Genomic DNA, 17,020 nt, shown 5'->3' with positions numbered 1-17,020 from the left:
GGTCACTGTCTTATAGTTAAGCATCCAGGGGGCGTCAAAAAACCCGCTTGGCAAGCGCATCGGCGCCGGAGATGCGGCTGCCGCTCCCGGAAAGGCGCGCGCCGCCGCTGGCCTCGGCGGCGCGCGGCGGCTCTCAGCGGCCCTGCCTGGCGACGATCGCCTCGGCCACGCTGGCCGGTACCTCGGCATAGCGGACGAACTCCATCGAGTAGCTCGCGCGCCCCTGGGACATCGAGCGCACGTCGGTGGCATAGCCGAACATTTCGCCCAGCGGGACCTCGGCACGGATCACCTTGCCCGCCGGGGTATCCTCCATGCCCTGGATCAGGCCACGCCGGCGGTTGAGGTCGCCCATCACGTCGCCCATGTAGTCCTCCGGGGTCACCACCTCGACCTTCATCACCGGCTCCAGGAGCACCGCTCCGCCCTTCTGCGAGAGTTGCTTGGTGGCCATCGAGGCGGCGATCTTGAACGCCATCTCGCTGGAGTCGACGTCATGGTAGGAGCCGTCGTACACCGTCGCCTTCAGGCCAATCAGCGGGTAGCCGGCGAGCACGCCGTTCTGCATCTGGTCCTCGATGCCCTTCTGGATCGCCGGGATGAACTCTCGGGGAATCACCCCGCCGACCACCTCGTTGTGGAACTCCAAGCCTTCCTGCCCCTCGTCGGCCGGAGCGAAGCGGATCCAGCAATGGCCGAACTGGCCGCGGCCGCCGGACTGGCGGACGAACTTGCCCTCGATCTCGCAGGTGTTGCGGATGGTCTCGCGATAGGCCACCTGCGGCTTGCCGATATTGGCTTCGACGCCGAACTCGCGGCGCATGCGGTCGACGATGATGTCCAGGTGCAACTCGCCCATCCCGGAAATGATGGTTTGCGCGGTCTCTTCGTCGGTCTTCACGCGGAACGACGGGTCTTCCTGGGCCAGCTTGCTCAGGGCGATGCCCATCTTCTCCTGGTCGGCCTTGGTCTTCGGTTCCACCGCCACCGAGATCACCGGATCGGGGAAGTCCATGCGTTCGAGGATGATCGGCTTGTCGATGGCGCACAGGGTGTCGCCGGTGGTCACGTCCTTCATGCCGATCAGCGCGGCGATGTCGCCGGCGCGCACTTCCTTGATCTCGTCGCGCTGGTTGGCGTGCATCTGCACCATCCGCCCGACCCGCTCCTTCTTGCCTTTCACCGAGTTGAGCACCGCATCGCCGGAAGTCAGCACCCCGGAATACACACGGGCGAAGGTCAGGGTGCCGACGAAGGGGTCGGTGGCGATCTTGAACGCCAGCGCCGAGAACGGCTCGTCGTCGTCCGCATGGCGCTCGTCGTGCTTCTCTTCGTCGTCCGGGTCGGTGCCCCTGATCGCCGGGATTTCCGACGGAGCCGGGAGATAGTCGATCACCGCGTCGAGCACCAGAGGCACGCCCTTGTTCTTGAACGAGGAGCCGAGCACCGCCGGTACGATCTGGTTGGCCAGGGTCCGCTGGCGCAGCCCGGCCTTGATCTCCTCGATGCTCAGTTCCTCGCCTTCCAGATACTTGTTCATCAGTTCGTCGTTGGCCTCGGCGGCGGCCTCGACCATGTGCGCCCGCCACTCCTCGGCCAGCGCCCGCAACTCCGCCGGGATCTCCTCCTCGCGGTAGCTGGTGCCCTGGTCGTCATCGTTCCAGTAGATGGCCTTCATCTTCACCAGGTCGATCTGCCCGCTGAAGTTTTCCTCCGCGCCGATCGCCAGCTGGATCGGCACCGGGACATGGCCCAGGCGTTGCTTGATCTGCGCGACCACGCGGAGGAAATCGGCGCCCTGGCGGTCCATCTTGTTCACGTAGGCCAGGCGCGGCACATGGTACTTGTTGGCCTGGCGCCAGACCGTCTCGGACTGCGGCTCGACCCCGTCGGCGCCGCTGAACACCACCACCGCGCCATCGAGCACGCGCAGCGAGCGCTCCACCTCGATGGTGAAGTCGACGTGGCCGGGGGTGTCGATGATGTTGAAGCGATAGCGGTGCGGGAACTGCTTGGTCGAGCCCTGCCAGAAGGCCGTGGTCGCCGCCGAGGTGATGGTGATGCCGCGCTCCTGCTCCTGGACCATCCAGTCCATGGTCGCCGCGCCGTCATGGACCTCGCCCATCTTGTGGTTGACGCCGGTGTAGAAGAGGATCCGCTCGGTCGTCGTGGTCTTGCCGGCGTCGACGTGGGCGACGATGCCGATGTTGCGATAAAGCTCGATGGGAGTGGTGCGAGCCATGATCTGCCCCTTGGGTGCTGCCCTGGATGATGGGAACGACTGCTGAAAGAAAAATGTAGCTGAAGAAAGGACGCCACAGCACCGCCGCGACGCCTGCTTTTCGACCTCGGCAGAGGGAACTGGTTCTGCCGCTCCGGCCCGCCGACGAAAGGCGCGACGGCCGGGCTTGTTCCCAGCGGACATAAACTCATGGCGCAAAGGTCTAAGCCGTCCCTGGAAAATCCCCCGGCTCGACGGACATCCCTGGACACACCGGAACAAGGGATGCCCCGACCATGCACCGATCGCTCCACACCGACCCGCCGCTGGGCGCCGCCCTGCTGCTGGCCCTGCAGCTCGCTCCCGGCAGCGCCGCCGCGGCGGAGGGACAGGCGCCTGTCGACCCGCCCACGGTCCAGTTGCAACGAATCGAGGTGACCGGTAGCGCGATCCGCCGGGTCGATGCGGAAACCGCGGTGCCGATCAGCGTCCTGCGCGCCGAGGAGCTGCGCCAACAGGGCGTGACCAGCACCGAGGAACTGATCGGCCGGCTTTCCGGCAACCAGGGCGTATACAACTCCAGTCGCTCGGTCGGCAGCGCCACCGGCGGCGCCTCGTTCGCCGACCTGCGCGGGATCGGCGCGAACAAGACCCTGGTGCTGCTCAACGGCCGGCGTCTGGCGAACAATGCCATCGACGGCTCCGCCGTGGATCTCAACACCATTCCCTTCGCCGCCATCGACCGGGTCGAGGTGCTGCGCGACGGCGCCTCCGCACTGTACGGCACCGATGCCATCGGCGGGGTGATCAACTTCATCACCCGCAAGAGCCTGAACGAAGGCCGCGTCGACAGCGGCTACGCCTCCCCCACCCAGGACGGCGGCGGCAACCAGCGCAACGTCAGCGCTAGCTGGGGCTTCGGCGAGCTGGAGGAGGATCGCTTCAATGTCTTCGCGGTGGCCAACTACGACAAGCAGGAACGCCTCGGCGCCAAGGACCGCGGCTACACCTACAACTACCAGCCGGGACGCGGCCTCGACTACAGCTCCGGCACCGCCTTCCCCGGCAACTGGAGCCAGGGCGCCAACGCCAGCAATCCGCTGGCCGCCGGCGGTTGCAAGGGCGCCGACCTGATCCCGCGCAACGGCATCTGCCGGCAGAGCCTGTGGCGCTACCTCGACCTGGTGCCGGAAACCGAGAAGACCTCGGTGTTCAGCCGCGCCACCGGCAAGCTGGCCGACGAGCACAACGTCAGCCTGGAGTACTTCTGGTCGCGCAACGACAACGCTACCCAGGTCGGCCCTGGGACCCTCACCGGCCTGCAGATCGATCCCGGCACCGCCTTCTATCCCGGCAACGGCATCACTCCCGGTCCCGGCGGCTTCGTCCTCGACCCGAGCCGGCCGGTGGAGGTCAACTGGCGGCAGAGCGTGCTCGGGCCACGCCTGCAATCCTCGCAGAACACCGGCCAGCGCCTGCTGCTCGGCTTCGACGGCCGGTTCGCCGGCTGGGACTACGATATCGGCGCCTCGTACAACCAGAACAAGGTGGTCGACCATATCCACAGCGGCTACGTCGATGATCGCGCCGCCGCCCTCGGCATCGCCAACGGGACGCTGAACCCGTTCGGGCCGCAGACCGACGCCGGCCTCGCCTACCTCGGCAGCCATGCCCTGAGCGGCGACTTCCGTACCTCGGTCGGCCGCGTCAAGGGCCTGGACGCCCGCGCCAGCCGGGAGATCGGCGACTGGTTCGGCGCCGGGCCGGCGGCCCTGGCGCTGGGCGGCGAGTTCCGCAAGGAAGCGTTCCACCAGGACATCCGGGACTTCGCCGGCAACGTGCAGAGCCTCGGCGTCGATCCCGCCGCCACGGTCAGCGGCGAGCGCAACCTGAAGGCGCAGTACGCCGAACTCAACGTGCCGGTGCTGGACAGCCTGGAACTCAGCGCGGCGATCCGCCACGACAAGTACAGCGACTTCGGCAGCACCAGCAATCCGAAATATTCGTTCCGCTTCCAGCCGTTCCGCCAGTTGGTCCTGCGCGGCGCCTACAGCGAAGGTTTCCGCGCGCCGTCGCTGTACGAACTGTACAACCCGACCTTCACCACCTATACCAGCGCCAACTACGACGACCCGCGCCTGTGCGCCGGCGGCCAGCCGAGCCAGGGCGGCATCGCCAACCGCGACTGCGCCCAGCAGTTCTACAACGCCACCGGCGGCAATACCGACCTGCGACCGGAAACCGCGCGCAACGTTACCCTGGGCCTGGTCTACCAGCCGCTGCGCGACCTTTCCGTCGGCCTGGACTTCTGGTGGATCAGGATCGCCAACCAGATCGCCGAGTTTCCCGAAGCGGCGATCTTCGCCGACCCGCAGGCCTACGCCGGACGCATCGTGCGCAAGACCGACGGCTCGATCGATCACGTCGTCACCGGACTGGCCAACCTCGGCAAGGTGAAGACCAGCGGCGTCGACCTGAGCCTCGATTATCGTTTCCCGGCCAGCCGCTACGGGCAGTTCGGGCTCGACCTGCAAGGCACCTACGTGTCCCGCTACGACTTCCAGCAGCAGATCGGCGGCCAGTACCTGGACAACGTCGGCGACTTCCAGGGCGTCGGCGTGATCGCCCGCTGGAAGCACGTCGCCAACGCCACCTGGAGCCGCGACGCCTGGCAGGCCACCCTGAGCAACCGCTACACCAGCGGCTACAACGACTACGACCGCGCCAGCCACGGCAAGGTCGGCTCGTGGAACCTCTGGGACCTGGCCGGCAGCTACCGCCTCAGCCACGCGCTGGGGCTGACCCTCGGGGTGAAGAACCTGTTCGACCGCGAACCGCCGTTCAGCAACCAGACCTACACCTTCCAGAGCGGCTACGACCCGCGCTACACCGATCCCTACGGGCGCATCCTGTTCGGCCGCCTCAGCTACAGCTTCTGATGCCGGCGCGGGCGCCCGGCCGGTATGGCCGGCAAGCCCGTCGACGGCTGTCCAGCTACCAGATCCGGTAGCCCTGCCAGATTTCGCAGGCGACCAGATCTGGCAGGTTGTTGGGCCCCCGGCGCCATGCAACCTATTACGCCTCTCGCCCCCCACCCGTTCGCGCAAGAGGACACCGCATGATCATTCTCGGGATCACCAACAACGACCTGGCCGGCGCCTGCCTGGTGCGCGACGGCACGATCGTCGCCGCCGCCAGCGAGGAGCGCTTCACCCGCCAGAAGGACCACAAGGCCTGGCCGAGCCGCTCCATCGACTATGTGCTCGGCGAGGCCGGCATCGACCTGGCCGACATCGACCGCATCGCCTACGGCTGGAACGCCGGGTTCGACGCCGGGCGGCACCTCGACCTCTACCTGGACCGGGTCCTCGAGGAAGCCCGCGAGCGTCCCGAAGGCCTGCCGCACCTGCGCAAGCGGATCGCCGACGAGATGGCCAACGACAAGGCCAAGCGCGGCGAATTCGATGCCTTCGTCCGCGCCAACGGCCTGCGCGGCAAGGTCGAGTACATCGACCATCACGAATGCCACGCCCTCGGCGCGTTCGTCTGCTCGCCGTTCGACGAGGCGCTGACCCTCACCTGCGACGGCCGCGGCGACTTCCAGTCGCTCACCGTCACCCACTACCGCGCCGACGGCGGCGAGACGGTCCTGCAACGCGAGACCAGCGTCGACAGCCTGGGCTACTTCTACGGGCGCATCACCCGCCTGCTCGGCTTCAAGCCGAACCGCCACGAAGGCAAGATCACCGGCCTGGCGGCGTTCGGCGACGCGGAAAAGCTGCTGCCGCTGATGAACGACATGATCCGCCTGGAGAACGGCCGCCTGCGCGCCCGCTGCGGCGAACTGTACCTGCCCTCCTACGACGGCTACAGCGATCCGCTGCTGCAACGCTGCGCGGCGGAACGCCCGGCGGATGTCGCCGCCGCCGCGCAACGGCACTCCGAAGACCTGCTGGTGGCCATCGCCCGGCAGCACGTGGCGCGCACCGGTTGCGCCAACCTGTGCCTGGCCGGCGGGGTGTTCGGCAACGTCAAGCTGAACCAGCGCCTGCGCGAGATCCCCGGGGTCCGCGATGTCTACGTGCTGCCCTGCATGGGCGACGGCGGCCTGGCCCTGGCCGCGGCGGTGGCGGTGGCCTATCGCGAGAACGGTACGCGCTTCCCGGCGCCGAGCATGGCCCTCGGGCCGGACGCGCGCAGCGCCGCGCAGAATGCCGAGCTGATCGCCAGCCAGTACCCGCAGCTGGCCTACAGCCGGCCGGCCAACCTGATCGAGACGCTGGTCGAAGCGCTGCGGGAAAACCAGGTGCTGGGCATGTTCAAGGGCCGCATGGAGTTCGGTCCGCGCGCCTTGTGCAACCGCAGCATCGTCTACCATCCCGGCGATGCCAGCGCCAACGACTGGCTCAACCAGCGCATGGAACGCACCGAGTTCATGCCATTCGCCCCGGTCACCGCGGTAGAACACGCCGAGGCTTGCTACGTTGGCTGGCGTGAAGACCAGGTGGCGGCCGACTACATGACCATGACCTACGACTGCCATGCGGATTTCCGCGAGCGCTGCCCGGCGGTGGTGCATGTCGACGGCACCGCGCGGCCACAGATCATCCGGCCGCAGGCCGATCCGTTCATGCACGCCCTGCTGCATGCCTGGCATGCCCGCAGCGGCCAGCCGGCACTGATCAACACCTCCTTCAACCGCCACGAGGAACCGATCGTCTGCGCCCCGCAGGACGCCCTCGGCGCGCTGGAGGACGGCATGGTCGACCTGGTGGTGCTGGGCGAGTCCCTGCTGGTCTGGCGCAAGGGCGAGAACGCCTTCGCCAGGGCGCGCTTCGAGTGAGGCGCAAACCGCAGCGAACCGGCACGGCGACGCGGGAACCGGCATGTACCTGATCTTTTCCGGCTACTTCGCCGCCGAGGGGCTGATCTATCCGTTCTGGCCGACCTGGCTGGCCAGCCTGGGCTTCGGCGCCAGCCAGATCGGCCTGTTGATCGCCGCGGCCTACTGGCCGCAGGTGATCGCCGGGGTGGCGCTGACCTACGTGGCCGACTGGCGCATCGACCAGTTGCGCCTGGCGACCCTGCTGGCGGCCCTGGCCGGCGCCTGCGCCCTGCTGTTCCAGCTGGCCGAGGGCCTGCCGCTGTTCATCGCCCTGAGCGTGCTCTACGGCGCGTTCTGGACCAGCGTGCTGCCGCTCACCGAGTCCTACCTGCTCAAGCGCGACAAGGCCGCCCTGCAGAACTACGGGCGGGTACGCGCGGTCGGTTCGCTGGCCTTCATCCTCACCGCGACCCTGGGCGGCCTGCTGCTCGGTCGGTTCGGCCAGCAACTGGTGCCCGCCCTGGTCGGCCTGACGATGCTGCTCACCGCGCTGGCCTGCCTGTTCCTCCGTCGCCGCAGCCTGCGCCGTCCGGACTCGCCGCTGCCGGGCGCCAGGCGCCGTCCCGACCTGCGCGGGATCCTCCGGCAACGCCGCCTGCTGCTGGCCATCGCCGCGGCGGGAATGATCCAGCTGAGCCACTCGCTGTACTTCACCACCGCCTCGCTGGGCTGGCAGGCGCTGGGCTACTCGTCGTTCTCGGTCGGCGCCTTCTGGGGCCTGGCGGTGATCGCCGAGATCAGCTTCTTCGCCGTCTCCAACCGCATCCTGGACCGCCACCCGGCGCTCCAGGTGATGCTCTTCTCCAGCCTTTGCGCGGCGCTGCGCTGGGGCCTGCTGGCCGGCAGCGAACATCTCGCCGCGATCCTCCTCGGCCAGTGCCTGCACGCCCTCAGCTTCGCCGCCTACCACGCCGCGGTGATGCGCTACATCCGCGACCACGCGCCGGAAAGCGCGCGGGTACTGACCCAGGGGATCTACTACTCTCTGGCGGTAGCGCTGCCCATGGGCCTCGCCAGTCCGGCCGCCGGCTGGCTGTACGAAGGCCTGCCGCAGTGGTCCTATCTGATCATGGCGCTGTTCGCCCTCGGCGGCGCGGTCCTGGTCTGGCTTGCCCTACAGAGTGCCCGAGATGCATCGACTAGCGTTTTCAGCCGTTCTGTTTGACATGGACGGCGTCCTGATCAGCTCCCGCGAAGCCATCGCCGCGGCCTGGAGCCAGGTTGCCGGCGAACAGGGCGTGGCGCTCGGCCCGGACTGCCTGCGCGACCACGTGCACGGTCGCCCGGGCGGCTACACCCTGGACTATCTGTTCGGCCACCTGCCGATGGAGCGCCGGCGGATCCTCAAGCAACGGGTCGATGCGCTGGAGGAAGGCGCCGACTGTCCCCTGCTGCCCGGCGTCGCCGCGGTGATCCGCCAGTTGCGTTGGCTGGACGTGCCCTTGGCGCTGGTCACCAGCAGTTGGCCGGCACGCATCGACCACGTGCTGCGCCAGCACGACCTGCAGGCGGCGTTCCGCACCCTGGTCAGCCGCGACGACGTGGTCCACGGCAAGCCGGCTCCGGATGGCTACCGCCTGGCCGCGGCCAGGCTCGGCGTGGCACCGTCGCGCTGCCTGGTGTTCGAAGACTCCCTCAGCGGCGTGCAGGCCGCCTGCGCCGCCGGCGCGACCTGCGTGGCGATCGGCGAGGAGAGCGGCCTGCTCGCCGCCGGCGCGCGCTGGTCGGTCCGGGATTTCCGCGAGCTGCGGATCGTCCGCGAAGACGACCGGCTGTACTGCCAGCATCGGCACCCCGCCACGACCGACAGCGAGAGGAGCGTTGGCGTCCCATGAGCCCGACCCTGCAAGATGCCCGGCTGCTCTGGGACTTCCTCGGCCAGGGCCGCTGCCATGTGCCCTGCGAACTGCTGGTGGTATGCGGCTCCTACGACCTGCGGGTCTGCGACCACGCCTGCGAACTGCTCGAACGCGGCCTCGCCGAACGCCTGCTGTTCACCGGCAACACCGGGCACTGGACGCGCCATCTCTGGGTCGAGCCGGAAGCCGAGCTGTTCGCCCGCCACGCCAGGGCACGCGGGGTAAGCGACAGCCTCATCGTGATCGAGCCGCGGGCGACCAACTTCGCCGAGAACATCGCCTTCGCCCGCGAGCTGTTCCCCGACCTGCGCCGCGCGACCTTCGTCACCAAGCCCAACTCGATCCGCCGCGTGGCGCTGACCCTGCCGGTCCGCTGGCCGGGGCTGGAGGGACACGTGGATGCGCCCGACTACGCATTTCCCGACGGCATCTCGAACCTGGTCGGCGTACTCGGGGTGATCGACGAGATGGTTGGCGACCTCGACCGCATCATGCGTTACCCGGCGCTGGGCTTCCAGGTCGCCTGCCCGATCCCGGCGCAGGTCATGGACGCCTGGGAACGCCTGGTGGCGCGGGGTTTCGACCGCCACCTGGTGAACCCGCCGCGCTGAGCTGACAGCTCTGTAATCTTCCCCACAGCTTGCCGACAGGCGCGCGCCGCTAGGGTGTCCGCATCGCCGCACCGCCCTGGCGGGGCCGCGACCTCCCGGCTGCGCAGGCTCGCGCAGTCCGTCCTGCCACCTGCGTGGAAACCAGCGGATGCACAGAACTTCGCGACGCACCTTCGTCAAAGGCCTCGCCGCCACCGGTCTGCTCGGCGGACTGGGTCTCTGGCGCGCCCCGGCCTGGGCCCTGGCCGGGCCGGGCCAGCAGAACCTGCTCGCCGGCGACAGTTTCGACCTGTTCATCGGCGAGACCCCGGTGAACCTCAGCGGCTCGCCGGCCACCGCCATGACCATCAACGGTTCGCTGCCCGGCCCGACCCTGCGCTGGCGCGAAGGCGACAGCGTGACCCTGCGGGTGCGCAACCGCCTCGCCGAGGACACCTCGATCCACTGGCACGGCATCATTCTGCCGGCCAACATGGATGGCGTGCCGGGCCTCAGCTTCGAGGGCATCGCTCCCGGCGGTCTCTACGAATACCGCTTCAAGGTCCGGCAGAACGGCACCTACTGGTACCACAGCCACTCGGGGCTACAGGAGCAGGCCGGGGTCTACGGCGCCCTGGTGATCGACGCCCGCGAGCCGGAACCGTTCAGCTACGACCGCGACTACGTGGTGCTGCTCAGCGACTGGTCGGACGAGAAGCCGCAGCGCATCCTCGCCAAGCTGAAGAAGCAGTCCGACTACTACAACTTCCACAAGCGCACCGTCGGCGACTTCATCGACGACGTCAGCGCCAACGGCTGGGCCGCGACCCTGGCCGACCGCAAGATGTGGGCCGAGATGAAGATGAGTCCCACCGATCTCGCCGACGTCAGCGGCTACACCTATACCTACCTGCTCAACGGACAGCCGCCGGACGGCAACTGGACCGGCCTGTTCCGCCCCGGCGAAAAGCTCCGCCTGCGCTTCGTCAACGCCTCGGCGATGAGCTATTTCGACGTCCGCATTCCCGGCCTGAAGATGACCGTGGTGGCCGCCGACGGACAGCACGTCGAGCCGGTCAGCGTCGACGAGTTGCGCATCGCCGTGGCCGAGACCTACGACGTGATCGTCGAGCCGGGCGGCGAGCGCGCCTATACCCTCTTCGCCCAGTCCATGGACCGCAGCGGCTACGCCCGCGGCACCCTGGCGCTGGCCGAAGGGCTTAGCGCGCCGGTGCCGACGCCCGATCCGCGCCCGCTGATCGGCATGGACGACATGGGCATGGGCGGCATGGACCACGGCGCCATGGGGCATGGCGCGGCGACGAGGCCCGCCAGCGAGATGGACCATTCGAAGATGTCGGGCATGGACATGAACGGCATGGACCACTCGAAGATGGCCGGCATGGACATGAATGGCATGGACCATTCGAAGATGGCCGGCATGGACATGAACGGCATGGACCATTCCAGGATGGGCATGGGCGCCATGCCGATGCAGTCCCATCCGGCTTCGGAGGACGGCAACCCGCTGGTCGACATGCAGACCATGACGCCGACACCGAAGCTCGCCGACCCCGGCCTCGGCCTGCGCGACAACGGGCGGCGGGTGCTGACCTACGCCGACCTGCGCAGCCGCTTCGCCGACCCGGACGGCCGCGAGCCGGGGCGCACCATCGAGCTGCACCTGACCGGGCACATGGAGAAGTTCGCCTGGTCCTTCGACGGCATCAAGTTCTCCGACGCCGAGCCGCTACGCCTGACCTACGGCGAGCGCCTGCGGATCGTCCTGGTCAACGACACCATGATGACCCACCCGATCCACCTGCACGGCATGTGGAGCGACCTGGAGGACGAGCAAGGCAATTTCCTAGTGCGCAAGCACACCATCGACATGCCGCCGGGCACCCGCCGCAGCTACCGGGTCACCGCCGACGCCCTGGGACGCTGGGCCTATCACTGCCACCTGCTGTTCCACATGGAGATGGGCATGTTCCGCGAAGTGCGGGTAGACGAAGGAGACAACGCATGAGCCGCCAGCCGAAACCCGCCCGCCTGGCCGGCGGTGCCCTCGCCCTGGGTCTGCTGCTGGGCCTGCCGAATCCCGTCGAGGCCGCGCAGGACAATGGCATGGACCACTCGGCCATGGACCACGGCGCGATGCCTGGCATGGACCACGGCCAGAGGACCTCCGCCCCGGCGAAACCCATGGACCACCAGGGGATGGGGCATGGCCGGATGCCGGGGATGGACCACGGCACCGCATCGCCCGCCCCGGCACAGCCCATGGAGCACCAGGGAATGGACCATGGCCGGATGCCGGGGATGAGCCGCGCTGCGCGGCAACCTCCGGCGCAGGCCGCGCCCAGCCAGAGCCGTACGCCGATCCCGGTGCCGACCGAGGCCGACCGCCGTGCCGCCTTTCCGCCGCTGGAGGGGCACAAGGTGCACGACAGCGCGCTGAACAGCTTCTTCCTGCTCGACCAGTTGGAATACCAGGACGCCGACGACGGCAGCGCGCTGGCCTGGGACGCCAGCGGCTGGATCGGCGGCGACATCAACCGCCTGTGGCTGCGCAGCGAAGGCGAACGGCTCGACGGCAAGACCGAGGACGCCGAGGTCCAGGCGCTGTTCGGGCACGCCATCGGTCCCTGGTGGGACCTGGTCGCCGGCGTGCGCCAGGATTTCAAGCCCGGCTCGCCGCAGACCTGGGCGGCGTTCGGCGTGCAGGGCCTGGCGCTCTACGACTTCGAGGCGGAAGTCACCGCCTTCCTCGGCGAGAACGGCCAGAGCGCGCTGCGCCTGGAGGGCGAGTACGACATCCTGTTGACCAACCGGCTGATCCTCCAGCCCAGCGCCGAGGTCAACCTGTACGGCAGGAACGATCCCGCCCGCGGCATCGGTTCGGGCCTTGCCGATAGCGAGCTGGGCCTGCGCCTGCGCTATGAGATCCGTCGCGAGTTCGCGCCCTACATCGGGGTGACCTGGAACCGCTCCTACGGCAACAGCGCCGACCTGGCCCGCGCCGAGGGCGAGGACGACGACGAGGCGCGCTTCGTCGCCGGTATCCGCATGTGGTTCTGAACGCGATCGCGGCCAGCCGCTAGCGGTAGCCGTCGAGCAACGGCGAATCGTCGATGAGGTCGCAGCGTTCCAGCGCTGGCAGGTTGCACGGCCGGTAGTCGGGGCATTCGTCCAGCCGCCGCTGCACCGAACGGTGCAGCTTGACCCGGGTTTCCTGCCCGACCGGTTCCAGCGGCCGCGAGCGCGGCCGGCCACGCGACCAGCGCCAGGCGCGGTTGCCGCTGCGGCGGTCCCAGACCAGCAGCGGCAGCCACTCGGCCAGGCGCCAGGGCCGGGTCATCACCGGCAGGATCGGCGCGGTCGGGTCCGGGCCCTGCTTCGAACGTGCGCGCAACTGGTCGCGGCTGCGCGCCGGGTCGACATGCAGGCCGGCCTCCAGCGCCTCGCCGAGCATCCAGGTAAAGGCCACCAGAGCCAGCCGCGAGTCCTTCGGCGCATAGCCACCGCCGACATCGGAGTGCATGCCGGGGAACCACACCTGCAACACGTCGGACTTGCGGTCCTTCTCGCCGAACCAGAGGTTCTGCCGGAAGAAGCAGCGGCATTCGTCGATGGCCAGGGCCTGGCGGACCACGTCGACCATTTCGTTGTTCGAGGAATACGGCACGGTCAGCGGGTCGTAGACCCAGCCCACCGAGGTCACGGTGTCGAACAGGCCGAGGAAGTGCACCTTCACCTGCCGGCCGAAGACCTTGCGGAAGCGTCCCAGCAGGCCGAAGTCCGGTCCGCGGCGACGCGTGCCGGCCCGCTTGTCTTCGTCGCGGGGCGGCATGCGGGTGGTGAGCAGGGTCCAGGCGTAGTCGAAGAGGTGCGGCTGGTGCGCATCGATCAGGCCCACCGCGCGCAGCATCGCGGCCAGCACCCGCACCGCGTAGGCCCCGCGGGAAAAGCCGAAGAGGAATATCTGGTCGCCGGGCCGGTAGTGCTCGGCGAGGAAGCGATAGGCGCCCTCGACGTTGCGCTTGAGCCCCCAGCCGAAGGCCAGGCCGGCGATCCGCGAGGGAAACTTCTGCCACTCGAACAGGGTTTCCTTCAGGCCGAAGGTGCCGACGCCCTGGTCGTAGTAGGCCAGCACCCTGCGCGGATCGCGCGACAGCGAGCGGTACAGGCGCACCACGTTGGTCGGCTGGTCGCCGAAGCGGTTCGAGGTTCCGTCGATGCAGACCACCAACTGGCGCGGCGCGTCGTTGTCCTGGGCGCTGCCGGCAGGCGGCAAGGCGGAATCGGGGGAGAGATCGTCCATTGGGCTCACGCAGGCAAAGCCTGACTTCCGTCGGCGGTGGATGGGAATGGCGACGCATGATACCCAACCTGGATAATCCGCCAAGCGCACATTGCCGGGAAATGGCGGCAAAGACGAAAAGCCCCTGGAGCCGCAGGGCGAATAACCGCTTCGCGGTTATCCGCAGCCCCTGGCTTCGGCGAGGGCGGGTCGAGCCGGCCGCTCAGCCTGCCCTGGATACCCCGAGGAACGGCTGCCACGCCGGCGCGCCACTATCCGCCGCGGCCTTGAGGGCGGCCACCGCCGCGTCGACGTCGGCCTCGCGGGTGTAGCGACCGAGGCTCAGGCGCACGCTGCGGCCAGCGCTGGCGGCATCGTGGCCGAGGGCGAGAAGCACGTGGGACGGCGCCGGCCGCGCCGAGTTGCAGGCCGAGGTGCTGGACACCGCCAGGCTGGACTCCAGTGCCTGGGGGACAAAGGCCGGGTTGTCGAAGGTCAGGTTCAGGGTATGCGCGATGCGTGCGTCGGCGCTGCCGTTCAGGCGCCAGCCGTCGATCTGCGCCAGCCCCTCCAGCAGACGCCGCTGGAGTCCGGCGATGCGCCTGCCCTCCTCCTCGAAAAGCTCGCCGGCGAGGGCGAAGGCCTCGCCCATACCGACGATCTGGTGGGTCGCCAGGGTCCCGGAACGCAGGCCCTGCTCGTGTCCGCCGCCGTGGATCTGCGCCTTCAGCCGCCGCTCGGCGCGCGGCCCGACGTACAACGCGCCGATGCCCTTGGGCCCGTAGGTCTTGTGTGCGGAGAACGACATCAGGTCCACCGCCAGGCGGCCCAGGTCGATCGCCACCTTGCCGCTGGCCTGCGCCGCGTCGACGTGGAACAGCGCGCCGCGCTCGCGCACCCGTTCGCCGATGGCGGCGATGTCGGTCAGGGTGCCGAGTTCGTTGTTGACCCGCATCAGCGACACCAGACGGGTATCGGCGCGCCAGGCCGCCTCCACCTGTTCCGGCCGGATCAGGCCATCGGTGCCGGGCGCCAGCCAGGTCACGCTCCAGCCGTCATCGGCGAGTTGCTGCACGGTGTCCAGCACCGCCTTGTGCTCCAGGCGACTGGTGATCAGGTGGCCGGGTGCGTCCAGCGCCTGGGCCACGCCCTTGAGGGCCAGGTTGTTGGATTCGGTGGCGCCGGAAGTCCAGACGATCTGCCCGGCGCTGGCGCCGACCAGCGCGGCCACCTGCTCCCTGGCCCGCTCCACTGCCCGCCGCGCCTGGCGGCCGTAGGCATGGGAATTCGACGCGGGATTGCCAAAACACGCCTGGTAGCCGAGACACTCCACCATGGCCCGGATCACGCGCTCGTCCACGGGCGTGGTGGCGGCGTAATCGAAGTACAACGGTAACGAACTCATCGCATTCCCCCAATCGATCGGACGGACCCGGAAGCCGACATGGCTCCTTGTCCCTGACGGGCCCGCAGGCCGATCTTAAGAAAAGCGCCGGGGCGTCTGGAAAGAACCTTTCGGAACATCCTTAGAGTCAGCATGGTTTCCCGCCTCAGATTCCCAGCCCGGCCACCCGCAGGTGCTCTTCCAGGCGCAGCGCGGGTATCGCTCCGAGCAACTCGCGGGTATAGGGGTGGCGCGGCTGGCTGAACAGCGCAGCGGCGCTGCCCTGCTCCACCACCCGGCCGTCCTTGAGCACCAGGATGTCGTGGGCCAGGGCGCGTACCACGGCCAGGTCGTGGCTGATGAACAGGTAGCTCAGCCCGTGGCGACGCTGCAACCGACGCAGCAGCTCGACCACCTGGCACTGCACGCTGCGGTCGAGCGCCGAGGTCGGTTCGTCGAGCAGGATCAGCGCCGGCTTCAGCACCAGCGCGCGGGCGATGGCGATGCGCTGGCGCTGGCCGCCGGAAAACTCGTGGGGATAGCGTTCCAGGCAAGGCTCGTCGAGACCGACCTCGCGCAGTGCCTCCAGCACCCGCGCGCGGCGTTCGCCGGCATCGCCGATGCCATGGATACGCAGGCCTTCGCCGACGATCTGTTCCACGCTAAGGCGCGGGTTGAGGCTGCCGTAGGGGTCCTGGAACACCGCCTGGAACTGCCGGCGCAATGGCAACAGGCGCTTGCCGTGCAGCCGGTCGAGGCGCTCGCCCTGGAACAGGATCTGCCCTTCGGCCGGCAACAGGCGCAGCAGCGCCTGGCCGAGGGAGGACTTGCCCGAACCGCTTTCGCCGACGATCCCCAGGGTGCTGCCACGGCGCAGCCGCAGGCTGACCTCGTGCACCGCGCGCAGTCCCGCGCGCCGGCGCAGCCAGCCGCCGGGCGCGGGGTAGTCGAGGCTCAGCGCGCGCACCTCCAGGCAGGTCTCGCGGCACGCTACCGGCTCCGCCAGGCCACCCGGCTCGGCCTCGATCAGCAAGCGCGTGTAGGGATGCCGGGGCGAACGGAACAGCGTCTCGCAGGCGTTCTCCTCGACGATCTGGCCATCGCGCATCACGCAGACCCGATCGGCGACCCGGCGCACCAGGTTGAGGTCGTGGCTGATCAGCAGGATCGCCATGCCCAGCCGTCGCTGCAAGCTTTGCAGCAGCTCCAGGAGGCGTTTCTGCACGGTGACGTCGAGAGCCGTGGTCGGTTCGTCGGCGATCAGCAGTTGCGGCTCGCAGGCCAGCGCCATGGCCAGCATCACCCGCTGCCGCTGGCCGCCGGAGAGCTGGTGCGGATAGGCCTCGAGCAGGCGTCGCGGCTGCTCGAGGCCGGCCAGTTCGAGCAGTTCCAGTACCCGCCCGCGCAGCGCGGCGCCACGCAGGCGGCGATGCAGGCGCAGGCCCTCGCCGACCTGGCGGCCGATGCGCTGCAATGGATTGAGCGAGGTCATCGGCTCCTGGAACACCATGCCGATGCGCTGCCCACGAATCGTCAGCAATGCCTGCGGCGACAGCGCGAGCAGTTCCTCGCCGTCCAGGCGCACGCTGCCGCCCAGGCGCGCCGCGCCCGGCAGCAGGCGCAGCAGGGCGTGGGCGGTCTGCGACTTGCCGGAGCCGGACTCGCCGACCAGGGCCAGGGTCTCGCCGGCGCGCAGGCTGAAGTCGATCCCCTTCACGACCTGCGTGTCGCCATAGGCGACGCTCAGGTTTTCCACTCGCAACAGTTCCCGGTTCATC

General features: G+C 68.8%; 11 protein-coding genes. 7 read left to right on the top strand and 4 right to left on the bottom strand.

The features are described 5' to 3' along the window. Positions 1-133: 133 nt before the first annotated feature. Positions 134-2,242: an elongation factor G gene (gene fusA / locus VQ065_RS15910; RefSeq protein WP_003088751.1), complete on the bottom strand. Its 2,109-nt coding sequence runs from the start codon at positions 2,240-2,242 to the stop codon at positions 134-136. 275 nt (positions 2,243-2,517) lie between these two features. Between fusA and VQ065_RS15905 the strand changes: the two genes are divergently transcribed. The 7 genes from VQ065_RS15905 to VQ065_RS15875 all read left to right on the top strand — a co-directional run bounded on the left by VQ065_RS15905 (position 2,518) and on the right by VQ065_RS15875 (position 12,636). Continuing rightward, the gene (locus VQ065_RS15905) at positions 2,518-5,160 is read left to right on the top strand and encodes a TonB-dependent receptor (protein WP_003088750.1); all 2,643 of its coding nucleotides are present in this window, start codon (positions 2,518-2,520) and stop codon (positions 5,158-5,160) included. Between the two features lie 179 nt (positions 5,161-5,339). Further along, the gene (locus VQ065_RS15900) at positions 5,340-7,064 is read left to right on the top strand and encodes a carbamoyltransferase family protein (protein ID WP_003088748.1); all 1,725 of its coding nucleotides are present in this window, start codon (positions 5,340-5,342) and stop codon (positions 7,062-7,064) included. A gap of 43 nt (positions 7,065-7,107) precedes the next feature. Beyond that, entirely contained in the window at positions 7,108-8,271 is a 1,164-nt protein-coding gene (locus VQ065_RS15895; RefSeq protein ID WP_003088747.1) for an MFS transporter, read from the top strand. Position 8,272: 1 nt separating this feature from the next. Further along, the gene (locus tag VQ065_RS15890) at positions 8,273-8,941 is read left to right on the top strand and encodes an HAD family hydrolase (RefSeq protein ID WP_014603792.1); all 669 of its coding nucleotides are present in this window, start codon (positions 8,273-8,275) and stop codon (positions 8,939-8,941) included. Next, on the top strand, positions 8,938-9,576 hold the full coding sequence (locus tag VQ065_RS15885) for a YdcF family protein (RefSeq protein ID WP_003088740.1): 639 nt from the start codon (positions 8,938-8,940) through the stop codon (positions 9,574-9,576). Before VQ065_RS15890 ends, VQ065_RS15885 begins: the two co-directional genes overlap by 4 nt. Before the next feature lie 148 nt (positions 9,577-9,724). After that, a complete protein-coding gene (locus VQ065_RS15880; protein WP_003088739.1) occupies positions 9,725-11,584 on the top strand; it encodes a copper resistance system multicopper oxidase in 1,860 nt (619 codons plus the stop codon). Beyond that, a complete protein-coding gene (locus VQ065_RS15875; protein ID WP_003088738.1) occupies positions 11,581-12,636 on the top strand; it encodes a copper resistance protein B in 1,056 nt (351 codons plus the stop codon). Before VQ065_RS15880 ends, VQ065_RS15875 begins: the two co-directional genes overlap by 4 nt. 19 nt (positions 12,637-12,655) lie before the next feature. On the opposite strand, the gene VQ065_RS15870 is transcribed toward VQ065_RS15875, so the two are convergent. From VQ065_RS15870 to VQ065_RS15860, 3 genes are all read right to left on the bottom strand, one after another. After that, a complete protein-coding gene (locus VQ065_RS15870; RefSeq protein WP_003088736.1) occupies positions 12,656-13,879 on the bottom strand; it encodes a DUF2235 domain-containing protein in 1,224 nt (407 codons plus the stop codon). Positions 13,880-14,081: 202 nt separating this feature from the next. Further along, positions 14,082-15,263, bottom strand: a complete 1,182-nt coding sequence (locus VQ065_RS15865; RefSeq protein ID WP_003120247.1) for an aminotransferase class V-fold PLP-dependent enzyme — start codon at positions 15,261-15,263, stop codon at positions 14,082-14,084. 145 nt (positions 15,264-15,408) lie between these two features. After that, positions 15,409-17,019, bottom strand: coding sequence for an ABC transporter ATP-binding protein (locus VQ065_RS15860; RefSeq protein ID WP_014603791.1), 1,611 nt, complete (start codon positions 17,017-17,019; stop codon positions 15,409-15,411). Position 17,020: the final 1 nt, after the last annotated feature.

This window comes from Pseudomonas sp. KBN10P06128 (assembly GCF_037574945.1).
In the GTDB taxonomy this organism is placed as follows: Bacteria; Pseudomonadota; Gammaproteobacteria; order Pseudomonadales; family Pseudomonadaceae; genus Pseudomonas; species Pseudomonas aeruginosa.
Note: the sequence above shows the minus strand (reverse complement) of the source record. Positions and strands in the feature narration are given on the sequence as shown.